The following is a 16,421-nucleotide window of genomic DNA, read 5'->3' as shown; positions in this document are numbered from 1 at the left end:
GGGCGGTCCGTGTCGATCAGCGCTCGGGAGCGTTCGCGCGGCCGATCGGCTCTTCGATGTTCGCCAGGAACCAGCTCGTGGCCGCCATCAGGGCCACGTGGCGGCGCAGGTGGTCGGGGTCGACCTTGTCGAGCGTATCGGCCGGGGTGTGGTGGTAATCGAAATACGCCGAAGTGTCGATCAGCGGCGCGAAGCTCGGTACGCCCGCGCGTTCCAAGCCGGATAGGTCGCCGGTCGAGAGTGCGTCCTCGCGCCGGAAGATGCCGGCGCCGATCGGCTGCAGCGCCGCCTGCAGCGGGGCGAACAGTTTGCTCGAGGTGGCAGGCACGCTGGCGCGCAGGCCGAAGGGACGGCCGGCGCCATTGTCGCTCTCGATCGCGCCGATGTGCTTCTCGGCATTGGCCTGCTCGGCAGCCAGGTAGCCGCGCGCGCCGCGGGTGCCGTTCTCTTCGTTCATCCAGGCGATCATGCGGATGGTACGGCGCGGACGGTAGTCGAGTTTCTTGAGGGTCTCGAGCACGGCCATCGCACTGGCGACGCCGGCGGCATCGTCGTGGGCGCCGGTCGCGAGGTCCCAGGAATCCAGGTGGCCGGACACGATCACGATCTCGTCCGCCTTGTCGGTGCCCGGCAGGTCGGCGATCACGTTGTAGCTGTCGGCGTCGGGCAGGTTCCGGGGCGTCAGCACCAGCTTCATGGCGAGCGGACCGCGCTTCGCCAGGCGGCTCATCAGCATGGCGTCTTCCGCGGTGACGGCCGCGGCCGGGATGCGGGCCGTGTCCTGCAGGCCGGTCGAGCCCGTATGCGGGAGGCGGTAGGCTGCGCCGCCGACCGAGCGTACCAGGGCCGCGACCGCGCCCAGCTCGGCCGCCAGGCGCGGGCCGTCGCGGCGGTAGGCGGAGGCCTGGCCATAGGCCTGTCCGGCCAGGCCACGGTCGGCCTGGTGCTGGTCGAAGGCGACGTCGAACAGGACGATCTTGCCCTTCACCTCGGCGCCGCGCGCCTTCAGCTCATCGAAACTCCGGATCACCACCACCGGCGCGGTCAGGCCGGCGGCCGGGGTCGCGCCGGAACCGCCCAGCGCGGTCAGCACCACGCGCTGGGTGATGCCCTGCGGGCGTCCGCTGTACTCGACCAGCTCGCCGGTCTCGGCGCCGCGCACCCAGTGCGGCACCTTCACCGGCTGCAGGCTCACTTTGGCGCCAAGCTTGCGCATCGCTTCGGCCACCTGGGTCACCGCCGCGGCGGCGCCGGGCGAACCGGACAGGCGCGGGCCGATCAGGTCGGTCATGTCCGCCATGCGTTCCCAGGCATAGTCGCTCTGCATCGCCGTGTCGCGGATCTTCGCGAGCGCCACGGGGTCGTTGCCGGGGCTGGCTGCCAGGGCCGCGCTGCTGAACAGCGCGGCGGCGAGAACGGTCAGGACGGGAAGATGGCGGCTGCTGCGGTTCATGCGTCGAATCCTTGGTAAGGGCTGGGGATTCCAACGATAGCGCATCCGGAAAGTTTTTTGGGAGAAATGTTGGCGTCTTTACACAGACTCAGCCCGGCACAAGTTTCACCAGGGTGATTTCCGACGGCGCAACGAAGCGCTTCGGCGGCCCCCAGTAGCCGGTGCCGCGGCTGATGTACACCCACATGTCGCGCACCCGATGCAGGCCGGCGACAAAGGGCTGCTGCAGCGGCACGAACAGATTCCACGGGAAGAACTGGCCGCCATGGGTATGGCCCGACAACTGCAGGTGGAAGCCGGCGGCCGCTGCCTCCGGCGCGCTGCGCGGCTGGTGCGCCAGCAGGATGCGCACGTCGGGGACCAGCCTGGCCCCGGCCGCGGCAGCGTGCGGATCGCTCTTGTGCGCCGGGTGGAAATGGTGGGCCGTGTAGTCGGCCACGCCCGCGATCATCAGGGTGGCGTCGGCGCGGCGCCGGATCACATGCTGGTTCAGCAGCACGGTGATGCCGAGCCGGCGCACCTCGGCGATCCACTCTTCCGCGCCCGAATAGTATTCGTGGTTGCCGGTCACGAAGAACACCCCGTCGCGGGCGGAAAGGCGGGCCAGCGGCTGGGTGTGCAGGCCCAGGCGGTGCACGCTGCCGTCCACCAGGTCGCCGGTGATGGCAATCGCGTCCGCGCCCAGCTTGTTGACGCGGTTGACGATGGCATTCAGATAAGGCCGCTTGATGGTCGGGCCGACATGGATGTCCGAGACCTGGGCGATCGCATAGCCGTGCAGGGCCGGCGGCAGCCCGGCGATCGGCACCTCGACTTTGACCACCCGCGCCAGCCGGCGCGCGTTGACGAAGCCCAGCACGGTGACGGCCAGGGCCAGCAAGGGCACGACGGCGGCGCTGCCGCGCACGAGCCCGGGACCCGGTTGCCCGGCCAGACGCAGCGCCAGCAGCACCAGGTCGCGTGCCACGGTCGTGACCAGCAGCGAGGAAAAGAAGCCCATCGACAGCAAGCCCAGCCACGACACCAGGGGCGACCAGCGGCGCCGCCGCAGCGAGGCAGACATCAGCCCGACCGGCACCAGCACGGTGAGCAGGACCAGCAGCAGCACACCCGCCACATTGAACAGCAGGCCCAGCGCCAGGTCGGGCAGCAGGCGCATGCCTATATATACCTGCAGCAGGACCAGCAGGGACAGGATGGTGGCGAAGGAACGGTTCACGAAAGGACGCTCGGCGGCGGAAAACGGTAACAAGTGTTAGATGGGGCAGGCCCGCCCCTCTGCAAGGGCCGCTTCGCTTGTGTCGCATAGATGTCCGTTTGTAATAATCTGTATTAACGGATGGCAGCGCGAACGGCGGCGTCTATAGTGCGATCCATGCCTGGCGTCGTTCGATCATCCTGATCCCCGCAGAGGCCAAAGGAAAAGCCATGTTGAAATCTACAATTGTTGGTGCGGTGGTCCTGGCCGCGGTTGCCGTCTCCCCAGCGGCAATGGCAGACGACCGTGGCCGGAATACTGCAATCGGCGCCGTGGTCGGCGCGGCGATCGGCCACAGCGCCGGCGGCGGCAGCGGCGCCCTGGTGGGCGGCGTGCTGGGTGCGGCACTCGGCAACTCGATCTCGACCCGCGATGACCGCCGCTACTACGACAACCGTCATTACAGCCAATACGACAACCGCGGTTATGGTCATGGCTACGTCCAGCCGCGCCCGGTGTACGTCCAGCCGCGTCCGGTCTACGTGCAACCGCGTCCGGTCTATGTGGAATCGCGCCCGGTCTATGTGCAGCCGCGTCCGGTCTATGTCGAGCATCGCCGTGACTGGGACCGTCACGACCGCCGCGACTGGGAACGCCACGATCGTCATGAGCGCCGCGACTGGGACCGCGGTGACCGTTGGGATCGTTACGGCCGCTGACCACGAAAGCCGCGCACTGCGCGGCTTTTTTACATCCACTGTTTTCCCGTCCTTTTCTCCTTCCCCCCGCTTGGACTCCCCGAGGGCGCACGGCGCCAGTCACGGAGGCGGGCATGGTCCAGCAAGGCACAATCGTTTCGATGGCGCGCGGCCAGTACCGGCTGTGCGAAACCCTGGGCGGCTCCGCCTACGGCGTGGTGTGGCGCGCCGAGGCCCCGGGTGGCAGCGTCGCCGTCAAGCTGGTCAACAGCGCGCAGATGGCGCGCGCTCCCGCCGCCTTGCGCCACCACTGGAGCGACGCCGCCCGCGCCGAGGGACATTTCCTGAGCCGCCTGGCCCCCTGGGATGGACGCCATATCGTGCGCCTGCTCGACAACGGCGTCCACGAAGGCCTGCCGGCGATGGCGCTGGAATTGCTCGACGGTGATCTGGCCACCCACCTCGGCGTCCGGCGCGCCACAGGACAACTGCCGGACGCCCTGCAGGCCCTCGACTGGACCGCCCAGGTCAACCAGGCCCTGGCCAAGGTGCATGCGGCCGGGTTCCGCTACCTCGACCTCAAGCCCGGCAACCTGCTGCTCGACCGCCGCAGCGGGAACCTGAAGCTGGCCGATTTCGGCACCAGCCGCGCGCTGCGCGAAGCAAGCACCCACGCTTATACAGGCACGGCCAGCTGGCAGGCGCCGGAGCAGTTCTTCCCGCATGCCCGCGGCGAGTACCTGAGCGACCCGCGCAGCGACTACTTCGCGCTCGGCGCCCTGCTCTACTGGCTGGTGTGCGGCCGCACGCTGCGCTACGGCGCCGCCTGCGGCCAGGCCTTTGCGAGCCACGGCCGCGCAGGCGCCGCCGTCCTGCGCCGCGAACACGGCGGCCTGCCGGCGACCCTGCACCCGGACGAAGCGGCCGGCTTTGCGCAGGCCTTCGGCGCGGCCGGAGCGCAGGCAAGCGCCCTGCTGCGCGCCCTGCTGGCAGCCGCACCGGACCGCCGTCCAGCCCACGCGCTCGAGATCAGCCGGATGCTGTGCGCGGTCCGTGAAGCGATGACGCCAGCGCTGGCGAGGGCGGCATGAAACTGCGCCTGGCCGGCGCCGCGCTCGCCCTTGCCTGCCTCTGCGCCCTGCAGCTCCTGGCCATGCTGCTGGCGCCCCCGCGCTACCTGCCCGGGTCGATCACGCTGCGCCTCGCACCCGGCGCATCGGCCACGCTCGGCCACGCCGAACTGGCCGCGGCGCGCGCCGCCGCGCAGCAGTTCATCGTGCGCCGCGATGCAGGGGGACGCTGGTGGCTGCGCAATACCAGCCCGGCGCAAGCCGCAGTACTTACCCGCGGCGACGAACGCCTGCGCACCGGCAGCATCACCCTGGCCGCGGGCCAGCGCCTGCAGGCCGGCGCCAGGGTCTTCGAAGTCGTCGAGGCGGACCAGGACCGCGCGCTCCTGCGCGGCGGCGCCCACGCCTGGGAATTCGATGGCGCGCTGCTGCTGCGCGACGGCGAAGCGCAGCCGGCCTGCCCCGATGCTGGCATGGCGGCGCGCCTGGCCGGCGCATGGAACCGTATCACGCCGTCTGCCCTCGCCTTCCGCCGGCCGCTGGTGTTTGGCGGCCACCTCTATTGCGGCAACCGCCTGCCGGTGCCGGGTCTCGACACCGGCAAGCTGAGCCTGGCGCGCGCAGCGTTCGGCGGGCTGGCGCTGGAGGTGCGCGGTGCGCAGCCGGTCCTGCTGCGGGATGGCGGCGCCTGGACCGACGCCGCCCAGTGCGAGCACGCACTCGACGGGGTGGATGCGATCGCGGTGGGCCGCACCCGCTTCACCCTGGCGCGCGGCGCCGGCGCCCTGATCCTGCAGCCGGCGGGCCAGGTGGTGCTGTTCGCCGAGCCCAAGGCCGCGCCGCCGCCCGGCGTGCACTGGACCTGGACCGAGCGCTCGCTATGGCGCCTGGCGCCGCCGTCCGCGCTGGCCTGCTGCGCCGCCTTGCTGCTCTTTCTGCTGGCGGGTGCGGCCGGCCTGCAGCTCTCCGGTCCTGTACGCAGCGCCGCCGCGGCAGTGCGGCTTTCCCTGTCCAGCGCCCTCCCCGCCATGGCGCTGCTCCTGCTCGTGATGCAGCGCAGCGGCAACGCACCCGGCATTGGCTGGCCCCTGCTGCTGGCCTGGGCCGCGCTCTGGCATGCGCTGCTGTGGCCGCGCCGCCCGTCCGTGCTCGCCGTCGCGGCCGTACTCCTGCTCGGCGCCGGCCTGCTGGTCCAGCTGGAACTCGGATTGGGTGCGCGCGACACCGCCTGGCTGCGCCACGTCGAGACCAGTTGCGTGCTGCTGGCTGCGGGATTGCCACTCGGCCTGCTGCTGCTCGGCGGCCTGGCGCGCGGCATGCTGTCGCGCTCAGGCACCGAGTGGCTGCTGGTGGCGCTGGCGCTCGGCGCGCTGGCCGGCCTGGTGCTGCAGGTCGCCTTCGGCGACGAGACCGGCGTGTTCGACATCCAGCCGGTGGAATTCGCCAAGCTCGCCCTCGCCGCCCTCAGTGCGCACTGCCTCGCGCTGGCGACCGGCGCCGCCGCCACGGGCGGCCGCCGCAACTGGCGCGACTGGCTGCGCATGCTGGCGCCGGTGCTGCTGTTCGTGCTGCTGCTGGCCGTGGCGCTAGTGCAGGTGGACGATTACTCGCCCTTGATCCTGCTGCTGGTGTGGGGCGCCGTCACCCTGCTGGCCTGGTGCCTCGCCACCGGACGCCGGCTGCAGGCGGCGCTGGCGGGCGGCCTGTGTTGCGCGCTGCTGGGCGGCGCCCTTGCGCTGCAGGCGGCCGCGCCCGGATTCGCCGGCGGCTTCTACGCCGAACGCTTCCAGGTCTGGGCCGACCCGGCAGCCCACCCGCATACCGGCCAGCAGATGCTGCTCGGGGCCAGCGCCGTGCGCGCGGGCGGCTGGCTGGGCGCGGACGGCCTGCTCGGCATCGCCTCGCTGGGCGGGCCCGCCGGCGAGGCGCTGCGCATCCCGGCGGTGCAGGACGACTTCGCCCCGTCCTTCCTGATCAACCGCCATGGCCTGGCCGGCGGCCTGCTGCTGTGGGCCCTGCAGGCCGCGCTGCTGGCGGCCCTGCTGCATGCGGCCGCCGCGGCCTGGGCCGGGGCGGCCGGCGCCGGCGACTTCCGGCGCGCCTGGCTCGGGCGCTTCCAGTGCTTCCTGCTGGCCGGCGGGGCGGCCTTCCTGGCCGGGCACTTCCTGCTGTCCTGGGGTACCAACCTGGCGCTGTTCCCCATCATGGGCCAGCCGATGAGTTTCTTGTCAAGCGGCGGCTCGCACCTGCTGTTTTTCATCTGCCCCCTGCTAGCGTTCGGCATGGCGAGCGTTCAATCTTTCGAGGAGAATCCAAGATGCCGGTCTACGTCCAACACGAAATCCTGGCCAAGGTAGGCGATGTGTTCAATGCCGAGGCGCTGTGGCAGGCGCCCGGCCTGGCGCTGTTCTCGCGCCGCCCGCTGCTGCGCGACCTGCTGGAGCGCTCGCCGCGCGAACAGCGCGGCCGCGCCGCCACCCGCTGCTTCTCCCACGTCACCCTGATGCTGCCCCAGGACGAGGTCGACGACGACCGCCACCTGACCCGCGGCGCGCGCGTGCGCGACCTGGCGGCCTCGCTGGCGGCCCTGCACCAGAAGGATTTCGGCGACCTGCTGAAGGGCGACGAGGTGCGCTACCACGTGGTCGGCACCGACGCGGTCGACGCGGGCGAAGTCAAGGTGAAGTTCGGCCATGCCGTCTACCTGCCGGCCCCGGGCGAACAGCTGCTGTACACCGTCACGGCCTTGCGCGACAGCGCGGTCTGGCAGCCGGTATGCGCGGTCTACCCGAACCAGCGCCTGACCCTGATCGGCCAGGATGAAGCGGCCGCCACCTTCGCGGTGCCGGGCTGGCCCTTCGGCGACGAGGGCGGCATCCTGCTGGTCAACGACGGGCCGGATGCGCCGGTCGAGGTGCAGGTCAGGCCGAAGGACAGCCTCGACTGTTGCTTCGACGAGGCCAACGGCTATTACGTCATCCGCGGCAAACAGGAAACCGGCGGCCAGCGCCTGCTGTTGAAGATCAGCCGCGTCGGGGCGCCGGCCGCGGCCAGGGCGCCCAGCGCGCCGCCCCTGTGCACGCCCGCGGTCTGGAAGCCGCGCGCGGCCGCCTCCGGCAGCGACATGACCGCCATGCCGCTGGCGGCGCCCGTGCTGCCGGCGGCGCCGCTGGCGCCGGAGAACGATGCCACCTATGCGCCGGTCGCGCGTCACCGCATCACCCTGGCCGCGCTGGCGCTGCCGCGCCTGAGCCGCTACCGCGACACCGGCGCCGCCGCGCTCGAGATCGGCCTCGGCGCCGGCCTCGCCCCGGCCGCGCCGGGCAAGGACAGCGTGATCCGCTTCCTGGTGGATGATGCCGACGAGGTCCATGCGATCACCGCGGCGGGCCGCCAGCGCGTCGGCGTCCCCGCGCGCTTCGCGCCGCTCGATGGCGCCAGCGTCCAGCTGCACGCGGTGCCGCCGCAGATGGCGGACCGCTACGCGGCCCTGCTGGCCGTTCCCAAGGGACCGGTGCAGCCCGCGGCAGCCGGCACCCGCCTGGTGTTCGGACGCGGCATGCCGGCACTGGCCGCGCTGCGCGTGCTCGATGGCCCCGCTTTCCTGCGCCACGCCGACGGCAGCGCGGGGAACAGCGCCGACCGGCTCGGCCTGTCGCGCAATGCCTTCAGCTGGGAAGCCACGGCCGAGGGCCTGCGCGTGGTGCGCCTGTCCGAGACCCAGGCCCTGTTCCACCTCGATCCCGAACTGCGCCTGGTGGCGCAGATCGTCGACGCGAGCCAGGACCAGCCCTATGTGGTTCCGTCCGGCCACCACCTGGTCGCCGGCCACTACGTGCTGCGCTTCGATGCCTGAGGAATGCCATGCCGAGCCTGACCACCATCGCAGCCTATGGCGCCGGCCTGCTGCTGACCCTGTGCCTGGCGGCCTGGCTCACGCCGCGTGCGTGGTGGCGCCGGCCGAATGCGCGCGCCTTGACTGTGCTGGTGGGCGGGACGGCGCTGCTGGGTGGACTGCTGCATGCGTTGGTCCAGACTGACGAGGCCCCGCCGACCAGGATGCATGCCGCCGGCCCGGAAGCGCCGGCCGCCGGCGCGCATTACCGCGTGCGCACGCACCTGAACCTGCGCGAGGATACCGGCATCCATGCGCGCCGCCTGGCCGTGCTGCCGGCCGGGGCGCAGGTGACCGCGACCGGCGCGAAACGGGGCGACTGGTGGCAGGTCAGCGCAGTGGTCGATGGCCACCGGCTGGATGGCTGGGCCAGCAGCCTGTGGCTGCGCCGGGCCGACGAAAGCGGTCGGCGTCCGCGTTCAGGCTTCTTCTGAAACGGCCAGGCGCATCGGGTTGAAGTACAGTCCCTTGGCGCACTGGGTCGGGCCGACCCGCACGAAGCCGAAGGACTCATAGACCGGGACCGCGAAATTCGAGGAGTTCACCGTGAAGCTGCCGTCGCCGCCCGCCTGGAGCGCGGCCTCGCGTGCCGCTTCCCACAGCGCGCGCGCCACCCCGCAGCGGTGCCAGCGCTTGCCGACGAACAGGTGGAACAGATGGCTGCGGTCGCGCACGGCGACGAAGCCGGCCACCGCGCCGTCGATGACTGCCACGTGATACACATGCCCGCGCGCCAGAAAGCCGCGCACGCCCATCTCGTCGTTCTCGGCGAGGAAGGTGGACGCGCCCTCCGGCGGCGATTCGTGCACGATGTATTCGCGCGCCAGCTCGCGCAGCAACGCAGCCACGGCTGGGATGTCCGTGGCCACCAGCGGTCGGATCAGCATGTCTGTCATGGCAAACGTGTTTTGGGAACGCCACAATATCATAGAAAAGATTTTCCGTACGGCAATTTTATTGACCGTAGGTAGCGATGCCACCTACACTGTCCAGACCATGCCAGACTCCAGCACCAGCGCCGCCTCACCTGCCGGGAACCAGCCCGGCGCCGCCGTTCCGCTGGGTGCTTCCGTTCCTGCGCGCCGCGCCAGGGTGCCCCTGACCCGGCCGCTGCGCCACCCGCGCTACCGCAATATCTGGCTGGCCAACATGGTGTCGAACATGGGCACCTGGACCCAGACCTTCGCCTCGGCCTGGCTGGTCGCCTCGCTGTCGGGGTCGGCGTCGATCACCTCGCTGGTGCAGACCGCGGCCTATGTGCCGATCTTCCTGTTCGCCCTGCTGGCGGGGGTGGTCGCGGACGCCGTGCACCGGCCCAAGTTCCTGTTCTACTGCAACCTCTACATGGCGCTGTGCGCCGCCACCATGGCACTGCTGGTGACCACCGGGCTGGTGGCCGCCACCCCGGTGCTGGTCCTGACCTTCTGCATCGGGGTCGGCACGGCCTTCGTCTGGCCGGCCTGGCAGGCCGCGATGTCCGGGCTGGTCGAACCGGACGAAGTGGAGGCCGCGGCCACCCTCAACAACCTCTCGTACAACCTGTCCGCCATCATCGGCCCGGCGCTGGGCGGCCTGCTGTTCGGCTGGATCGGGCCGAGCGCCCTGTTCCTGGCCAACGCCCTCTCCTTTGCCGGCCTGCTGGGCGTGTACTGGTGCTGGTGGCGCGAGCACACGCCCCAGGCGCCCGAACGCGCAGGCTTCCGCGCCCGCTTCCTGCTCGGCGTCAAGACTGCCCTCGGCTGCCCGCGCTACCGCCGCATCCTGCGCAACGTCTGCTCGGTGTTCTTCTCGACCATCGCCTTCGCCAGCCTGCTGCCGGTGTTCGTGCGCGAGGTGCTGCGCATGGACTCCGGCACCTACGGCACCCTGATGGGCTGCCTGGGCGGCGGTTGCGTGCTGGCCGCCTTCTTCCTGCCGCAAGTGCGGGTCCGCTTCGACAAGTCCGGCGTCCTGGCCGGCGCCCTCGCCGTGTACGGCCTGATGCTGCTGACCATGTCGCTCGCCAGCTCGCTGGCCCTGCTGGTGCCCATGATCCTGTGCGGCGGCATGGCCTGGTCGGCCACGGTCTCGACCCTGAACGCCGCGGCCCAGCTGTCCTTCCCGGCCGAGATCCGGGCCCGCACGCTGTCGATCTACCTGTTCGTCATGTCCGGCGGCTACGTGGGCGGCAGCATCGTCTGGGGCCAGGTGGCGGATGCCTGGGGCGTGCGCGCCGCACTCGGCGCTGCCGGGGTCTGCGTACTGGCAAATGCCCTCATCCTGGTGGCTGGAAGCCGGAAAAATCCCCTCTGATCGGCGCTTCAAGCCGCCTTGTTCAGGTGTAAAGTAGCTGGATTGCCATCACGATCCAGCCCATGCCCGTCGCCTCCGACATCCTGTCCGCTTTCCAGTTCGCGCCGTACTACGAGGTCGCCGTCGCCAGCCGGCGCGGCAGCGGTCCGCACCAAAGGCCCGAGAACCAGGACAACTTCGTCGTCATCGATGTCGCGGGCCAGGCCGTTCACCTGCTCGGCCAGGAACTGCGGCGCACCCGGCTGGCAGGCTGGCCCGCCGGCCATGGCCGGGTGGCGGTGCTGGACGGGATGGGCGGACATGGCCATGGGCGCGAGGCGGCCGAGGCGGTCGCCGCCGGCCTGCTGGGCATTCCTCCCTGCCGCACGGCGCCCGAACTGGGGCGCCACCTCGACGCCCTGCACGCCGGGCTGCAGCGCCACTTCGCCTGCGAGGCCGGCGCCCGTCCGGGCACCACCCTCACGATGCTGGAACTGCCTGCCGGCGCCCCGCCCCTGCTGTATCACGTGGGCGATTCGCGCCTGTACGAGATCGGCCCGCAGCAGGCCGTGCCGCTCACGGTGGACCACGTCCCCGCCACCGCAGCGGCCCTGGCCGGCCGCCTCGACGAGGATGCCTGGTGGCGCCAGGTCCATGGCGCCCATTCACCGCAGATCGCGCAGGCCTTCATCCTCGGGAATGCCTTCAGCAATCCGGCCCACCTGTCCGACCCGCTGTTCGCGCTCACGCCGCTGAACCTGCCGTCCTGGCTGAGCGCGCTGCCGGACCGGCGCATCCTGCCTGTGCGCGAGGATGCCGTCTACCTGCTGGCCACGGACGGCTTCTGGTCCTGCACCGAGCCGCGGCGCTTCGTCGAACGCTGGCCGGGACTGCTGGCCGGGGCGCCGGATGCCGCCGGCATGGTCGCAAGCCTGTTCGATGCGCTCGACAGCGCCCCGCCGGACGGGCTGCATGCCGACAACCTGACCGCGCTGGTGCTGCGTCCGCTGCGCCCGCAGGCCGAGGGCCATGCCGACGAGACCGCGCTGCCGGGCGAGGCCCTGGATTAAAAATTCCAAACAGAAAATAATGTTGCTAATCAATGAATGCGGCGCGCCGCTGGGCTGGAAAACAGCGTAAGCTTGCCATGTTGTCGAACGTAATCGAACCCGCCACCGCGCCATGAACCGCTGCCGCAATCCCGAGCATCCGCACTGCACCGTCTGGGTCGTGCCAGGCGAGCAAACCTGCGCGCACGGGCATGCCCAGCCAGCCGAGGCGGCGGCCTCCCCGCCCACGGTCGGCGGGCTGCCCCCGAGTTTCGACGTCATCAGCGCCTTGCGCGCCCAACGCTCGCCGGCAGCTGCCCCGCAATCCGCCCCGCCGCTACAGCGCCCGCAACTGCACATCAGCGGCTTCGACCCGCGCGCGGCCGGCGGCCGCCAGGCCATCAAGCTGGACTTGCGCGGCATGCCGATGGATTGCGCCGCCGAGGTGCGGATGCTGGTGCGTTCCGGCCTGCGCCTGCGCGACGGCGAAAGCTATCTGTTCCAGCGCACCTCGCGCGGCGACTGGCGGCCGGTATTCCTCGAATTTTCCTCGCGTGGACTGGAACACGGCCAGTACCGCATCGACATCGAGCTGCACAGCCGCCATCCGCAGCAGCCGGCGGCGGCGCGGACCTGGACCTGCTCGCCGGTGATCCTGGTCCCGCGCCCCGACGCCAGCCTGGGCGAGATCCACCAGACCTTCCTCGCCACCCATAAAAACGTGCGCGTGACTGCCGACGACGCCGGCATCGCCCGCGTGCAGGCGCCGGGCGGCGGCAGCCTCGACATCGACGTCACGGCGCGCAACGCGTCGATTGCCCAGCTCGACCTGCGCGATCCGCGCGACGGCGGCGGCAAGGTCGACCTGGGCATTTCCACCATCGCCTGGGACGAAGACCTGATCGAGATCGACGTGCCGGTCAGGCCGGGCATCCATCCCTGTCCGGCCGACAGCGCCTGCCTGGTGCATGCCGAACCCGATTCGAGCACCCAGCGCCACCTGCGCCTGTTTGCGCTCGACGAGTGCGTGCTGGGACGCTTCGAGGAATTCGAACCGGACGCCGACCTGCTGCTGGCACACTACGGCGAGCACGGCGAGGAGCGCGGCGGGCTGACGCGGCGCCTGTCCGGCCGCCACGCGCTGATCCGCCAGGGCCGGCATGGCTTCGAGATCGAGGACGTGTCGCGCTATGGCCTGCTGCTCGACGGCGTCTGGCCGGGCAAGCATGCGCCGGCGCCGCTGCGGCTCGGCATGCGGATTGCACTGACCGCCAGCATCCGCGGCGTGGTCGAGCTGGAAGTGACGGCCCTGCTGCCGCACGGCGTGGTCCTGCACCGTGTCGACGCGGGGGCGCGGGCCGAAGCCTTCTACCTCGTCGCGCCGGATACTGATCCCACGCGCGATCCCGGCCGGGCGGACATCGCCGCGCAGCCGCGCGCGGCCGGCATGCCGGTGCTGTTCCACCGCGAAGGCGGCTTCTGGCACCTCGATCCGGCCACCGGCATCGAGACCCCGCTGGCGCCGGGCGCCGGCATCGAGCGCCTGCACGGGCTTGGCCCGCAGCTGCGCTTTGCCGCCGAGCCCTATCCCGAATCGCGTCTCGAAACACGCACACCTACACCCCGCGCCGGCGAGCGCCGCCGCGGCTTGCCTGCTGGCCTGCCCGCTGCCTGGCTCGACGCCTGAACCGGCGTCAAGGCGTCAGGATCCGGGCGGGCGCAGCACCAGGAAAATCAGTGAAGCCCCCGCCAACAGCGCCGCCTGCAGCGCGAAGACGATGAACGGGATCTTGAGATGGTCTGGGATTTTCATGGCGCGTCCTTTCATGTGCTGGACATACCCACGTGTGGGATGACCACTGTACGCCGGCCCGATAGCGGGGTGCGCCACCTAGCCCCGCATCAAGTCCTTCTGACCGGACATCATAAATAAACATTTTCGTTTACTTATTGGCTGAGCTTCCTTACACTTCCGGCAATACCTCATTGCCAGGGATTTGTATGAAAAACGGTTTGCTCATCGGGAGCGCCTGTCTGCTCGCACTGCTGTCGACGATCGGCGCATCGCTGGCCTATCCGCTGCTGCCGCCGCTGTTCTCCGCCGCCGCGCCGGGCGCTCTGGCCAGCTTCCTCGGCCTGCCGCCCAAGCTGCTGTTCGGGATCGCGCTGATGGTCAACCCGGCCGGCATGCTGCTCGGGAGCGCCGTGCTAGGTTCCGTGTCGGATACTCTCGGACGCCGCCGCATCCTGCTGCTGACCACCCTCGGCGCCGCCGCCGGCCACCTGCTGACGGCCTACGCGCTGCTGATCCAGTCCTATCCGCTGCTGATCGCGGCGCGCTTCGGTACCGGTGTGCTGGAGGGGAACGGCGCCATCCTGCGCGCCCTGCTGGCCGAACGCCTCGACGGTCCGCTGCGCAAGCATGCCCTGTCCTGGCTGAACGGCTCCTCGCACCTGGGCTGGCTCGCCGGCCCCCTGTTGTCCGGCCTGAGCGCGGGCTACAGCATCACGCTGCCCTTCACCATCGCGACCGGCGGCCTGCTGCTGGGCGCCCTGCTCGCGATGCTGGTGCTGGAACCGGAAGCGGGCGGCAAGGCGGCAAGCGGCCGCCGCTGGTGGTCGCTGGCGCGCCAAGGCCATGCCTTCACCCTGCTGCGCCACGGACCGCTGCAGACCCTGTTCCTGATCCACCTCGCCTACTCCTGCGGCGTGGCCGGCTTCTACGAATTCTTCCCGCTGTGGCTGGTCGAGACCGGCGGCTACGACGCGGCCGGCATCGCCCTGGTGAACATGCTCATGTGCGGCACCATGACCGTCACCGCCCTGTTCGCAGGCCGCGCCCATGCGCTCGACGCGCGCCTGCGCGCCAGCTGCCACGCCGGCGCCGTGGCGCTCGCCCTGCTGTGCGTCGGGATCGGCAGCCTGCAGGTCGGCATGGCGGCCATCATCCTGTTCGGCCTGCCGCATGCCTTTTATAATGCGACCTTGCAGGCCTGGGCGGCCGAGCGTTTCGCCGGGCATGGCCAGGGCGCCGTCATGGGCCTGCTGTCCACCACCTTCTGCCTCGCCCACATCCTCATGGCTTTTGCCGGTGGGCTGCTGGCCCTGGTCGACACCCGGCTGGTGCTGGTTGCGGGCGGCCTGCTGGCGGCATGGGCGGCGCTCTCGATGCGGCGCTGGAGCCGCCAGGCTGCGCCGGCACATCAGGAATTCGCATAGGAAGCACCAATGAATACGGCTGAACAAACACTGCTGCTGCTGAAGACCCGGGGCGCGCAGTCCGCCCAGGCACTGGCCGACACCCTGCACCTGACCTCGATGGGCGTGCGGCGCCAGCTCGAAGCGGCCGAAGAGAAAGGCCTGGTCAGCCACGTCGACACCGCGGGCAAGGTGGGCCGCCCGGTGCGGCTCTGGCAGCTGACCGAACTCGGACACGCGCGCTTCCCCGACCGCCATGCGGCGCTCACGGTCGACCTGATCGCCCAGGTCCGGACCCTGTTCGGGGAAAGCGCCATCGACCGCCTGATCGACGCCCGCGAAGCGGCGAGCGAAACCGCCTACCGCGCCGCGGTCGATCCGGAAGCCCCGCTGGCGCAGCGGACCGCGGCGCTGGCCCTGATGCGCGACGCCGAAGGCTACATGGCCGAGACCCAGGTGGCGCCCGACGGCAGCGTGCTGCTGGTCGAGAACCATTGCCCGATCTGCGCCGCCGCGCGCAGCTGCCAGAACTTCTGCCGCTCGGAACTCGACGTGTTCCGGCGCGTGCTGGGCCCCGGCGTGCGGGTCGAGCGGGTCGAGCACCAGCTGGCCGGGGCGCGGCGCTGCGCCTACCGGATCGAACCGATCAGCTAATCGCGGCGCTCTTCGTGGCGCCATGCCGCCGGCCAGGCCGGCAGCGGGATGCGTTCGTCGTCGCCCGGCACCGGCACGAAGGCATTCGCTTCCCAGTCGCGCGCCGCCTGCTCGATGCGCTCGCGGCTGGAGGAGACGAAGTTCCAGAAGATGTAGCGGCGCCCGTCGAGCGGCGCGCCGCCCACCAGCACGAAGCGCGCGCCGGCGCTGGACGACACCCGGACCGGCGGGCCCGGCTCCAGCATCGCCATGGTGTTGGCCGGGATCGCCTCGCCGTCGACTTCGATGGCACCGATCGGCGCGTACACGGCGCTCTCCTCGGGCAGGCCGCCGAGCGCGATCGAGCCGCCCGGCGCCAGCTGCACGTCGAGGTAGAGGGTGTCGCTGAAGGTCGGCACCGGCGAGCTGCGGCCGAAGGCGCTGCCGACCAGCACGCGCACGGTGGCGCCCTCGAATTCGACTTCCGGAATGTCCTCTGCCCTGGTGTGCGAGAACGCGGCGGGCGCCTCTTCGTGCTCGTGCGGCAGCGCTGCCCACAGCTGCAGGCCATGGGTGCGGCGCACCCGCCCCAAGAGGTCTTCCGGCGTGCGCTCGGAATGGACGATGCCGCTGCCGGCCGTCATCCAGTTGATCGCCCCCGGTTCGATGCGCTGCTCGGTGCCGAGGCTGTCGCGGTGCATGATGGCGCCCTCGAACAGATAGGTGACCGTCGCCAGGCCGATGTGCGGATGCGGGCGCACGTCGTGGCGCGCGCCGGGCTGGGCCTCCACCGGCCCCATGTGGTCGAAGAACAGGAAGGGCCCGACCGACTGGCGCGCGGCCGCCGGCAGGATGCGCCGGACCGTGAAGCCGCCGCCGAGGTCCTTGTCATGCGATTTGAACAGGTGGGCAATGGGCATGGCGATTCCTCTGTGCTGGATGATGCGTTTTAGAGC

The 16,421-nt window shown here is 70.8% G+C and carries 14 protein-coding genes; 10 read left to right on the top strand and 4 right to left on the bottom strand.

Features of this window, described 5'->3' with window-relative positions; genetic code table 11:
- Positions 1 to 16: 16 nt before the first annotated feature.
- Positions 17 to 1,453, bottom strand: a complete 1,437-nt coding sequence (locus AC56LK_RS16100) for a M20/M25/M40 family metallo-hydrolase (RefSeq protein WP_497185501.1) — start codon at positions 1,451 to 1,453, stop codon at positions 17 to 19.
- Between the two features lie 88 nt (positions 1,454 to 1,541).
- On the bottom strand, positions 1,542 to 2,612 hold the full coding sequence (locus AC56LK_RS16095; RefSeq protein WP_497185602.1) for a metallophosphoesterase: 1,071 nt from the start codon (positions 2,610 to 2,612) through the stop codon (positions 1,542 to 1,544).
- A gap of 269 nt (positions 2,613 to 2,881) precedes the next feature.
- On the opposite strand from AC56LK_RS16095, the gene AC56LK_RS16090 reads away from it, so the two are divergent.
- The 5 genes from AC56LK_RS16090 to AC56LK_RS16070 all read left to right on the top strand — a co-directional run bounded on the left by AC56LK_RS16090 (position 2,882) and on the right by AC56LK_RS16070 (position 8,748).
- Positions 2,882 to 3,370: a PXPV repeat protein gene (locus tag AC56LK_RS16090; RefSeq protein ID WP_497185500.1), complete on the top strand. Its 489-nt coding sequence runs from the start codon at positions 2,882 to 2,884 to the stop codon at positions 3,368 to 3,370.
- 113 nt (positions 3,371 to 3,483) lie between these two features.
- A complete protein-coding gene (locus AC56LK_RS16085; RefSeq protein WP_497185499.1) occupies positions 3,484 to 4,440 on the top strand; it encodes a protein kinase domain-containing protein in 957 nt (318 codons plus the stop codon).
- Positions 4,437 to 6,776, top strand: a complete 2,340-nt coding sequence (locus AC56LK_RS16080) for an FtsW/RodA/SpoVE family cell cycle protein (protein ID WP_497185498.1) — start codon at positions 4,437 to 4,439, stop codon at positions 6,774 to 6,776. The genes AC56LK_RS16085 and AC56LK_RS16080 overlap by 4 nt, the downstream gene beginning before the upstream one ends.
- On the top strand, positions 6,737 to 8,275 hold the full coding sequence (locus AC56LK_RS16075) for a hypothetical protein (protein WP_497185497.1): 1,539 nt from the start codon (positions 6,737 to 6,739) through the stop codon (positions 8,273 to 8,275). Before AC56LK_RS16080 ends, AC56LK_RS16075 begins: the two co-directional genes overlap by 40 nt.
- Before the next feature lie 8 nt (positions 8,276 to 8,283).
- Positions 8,284 to 8,748, top strand: coding sequence for an SH3 domain-containing protein (locus AC56LK_RS16070; protein WP_497185496.1), 465 nt, complete (start codon positions 8,284 to 8,286; stop codon positions 8,746 to 8,748).
- On the opposite strand, the gene AC56LK_RS16065 is transcribed toward AC56LK_RS16070, so the two are convergent.
- Positions 8,734 to 9,201: a GNAT family N-acetyltransferase gene (locus tag AC56LK_RS16065; protein WP_497185495.1), complete on the bottom strand. Its 468-nt coding sequence runs from the start codon at positions 9,199 to 9,201 to the stop codon at positions 8,734 to 8,736. The genes AC56LK_RS16070 and AC56LK_RS16065 overlap by 15 nt on opposite strands.
- A 109-nt stretch (positions 9,202 to 9,310) precedes the next feature.
- Here AC56LK_RS16065 and AC56LK_RS16060 point away from each other — a divergent pair, with 109 nt between their 5' ends.
- The 5 genes from AC56LK_RS16060 to AC56LK_RS16040 all read left to right on the top strand — a co-directional run bounded on the left by AC56LK_RS16060 (position 9,311) and on the right by AC56LK_RS16040 (position 15,486).
- Positions 9,311 to 10,606, top strand: a complete 1,296-nt coding sequence (locus tag AC56LK_RS16060) for an MFS transporter (protein ID WP_497185494.1) — start codon at positions 9,311 to 9,313, stop codon at positions 10,604 to 10,606.
- 62 nt (positions 10,607 to 10,668) lie between these two features.
- Complete coding sequence (locus tag AC56LK_RS16055) at positions 10,669 to 11,655, top strand: PP2C family protein-serine/threonine phosphatase (RefSeq protein ID WP_497185493.1); 987 nt, start codon at positions 10,669 to 10,671, stop codon at positions 11,653 to 11,655.
- 112 nt (positions 11,656 to 11,767) lie between these two features.
- On the top strand, positions 11,768 to 13,321 hold the full coding sequence (locus tag AC56LK_RS16050) for an FHA domain-containing protein (protein WP_497185492.1): 1,554 nt from the start codon (positions 11,768 to 11,770) through the stop codon (positions 13,319 to 13,321).
- A 314-nt stretch (positions 13,322 to 13,635) separates the two neighbouring features.
- Complete coding sequence (locus AC56LK_RS16045; protein WP_497185491.1) at positions 13,636 to 14,853, top strand: MFS transporter; 1,218 nt, start codon at positions 13,636 to 13,638, stop codon at positions 14,851 to 14,853.
- A 9-nt stretch (positions 14,854 to 14,862) separates the two neighbouring features.
- On the top strand, positions 14,863 to 15,486 hold the full coding sequence (locus tag AC56LK_RS16040; RefSeq protein WP_497185490.1) for a helix-turn-helix transcriptional regulator: 624 nt from the start codon (positions 14,863 to 14,865) through the stop codon (positions 15,484 to 15,486).
- Here the strand turns inward: AC56LK_RS16040 and AC56LK_RS16035 are convergent.
- Positions 15,483 to 16,385 carry a pirin family protein gene (locus AC56LK_RS16035; RefSeq protein ID WP_497185489.1) on the bottom strand — a complete coding sequence of 301 codons (903 nt, stop codon included), beginning with the start codon at positions 16,383 to 16,385 and terminating at the stop codon, positions 15,483 to 15,485. The two genes, AC56LK_RS16040 and AC56LK_RS16035, sit on opposite strands and share 4 nt — an antisense overlap.
- Positions 16,386 to 16,421 lie beyond the last annotated feature (36 nt).

This window comes from Telluria sp. ZB4P36 (assembly GCF_059685865.1).
The sequence above is the reverse complement of the archived record's forward strand: the minus strand, read 5'-3'. Positions and strand labels throughout refer to the sequence as shown.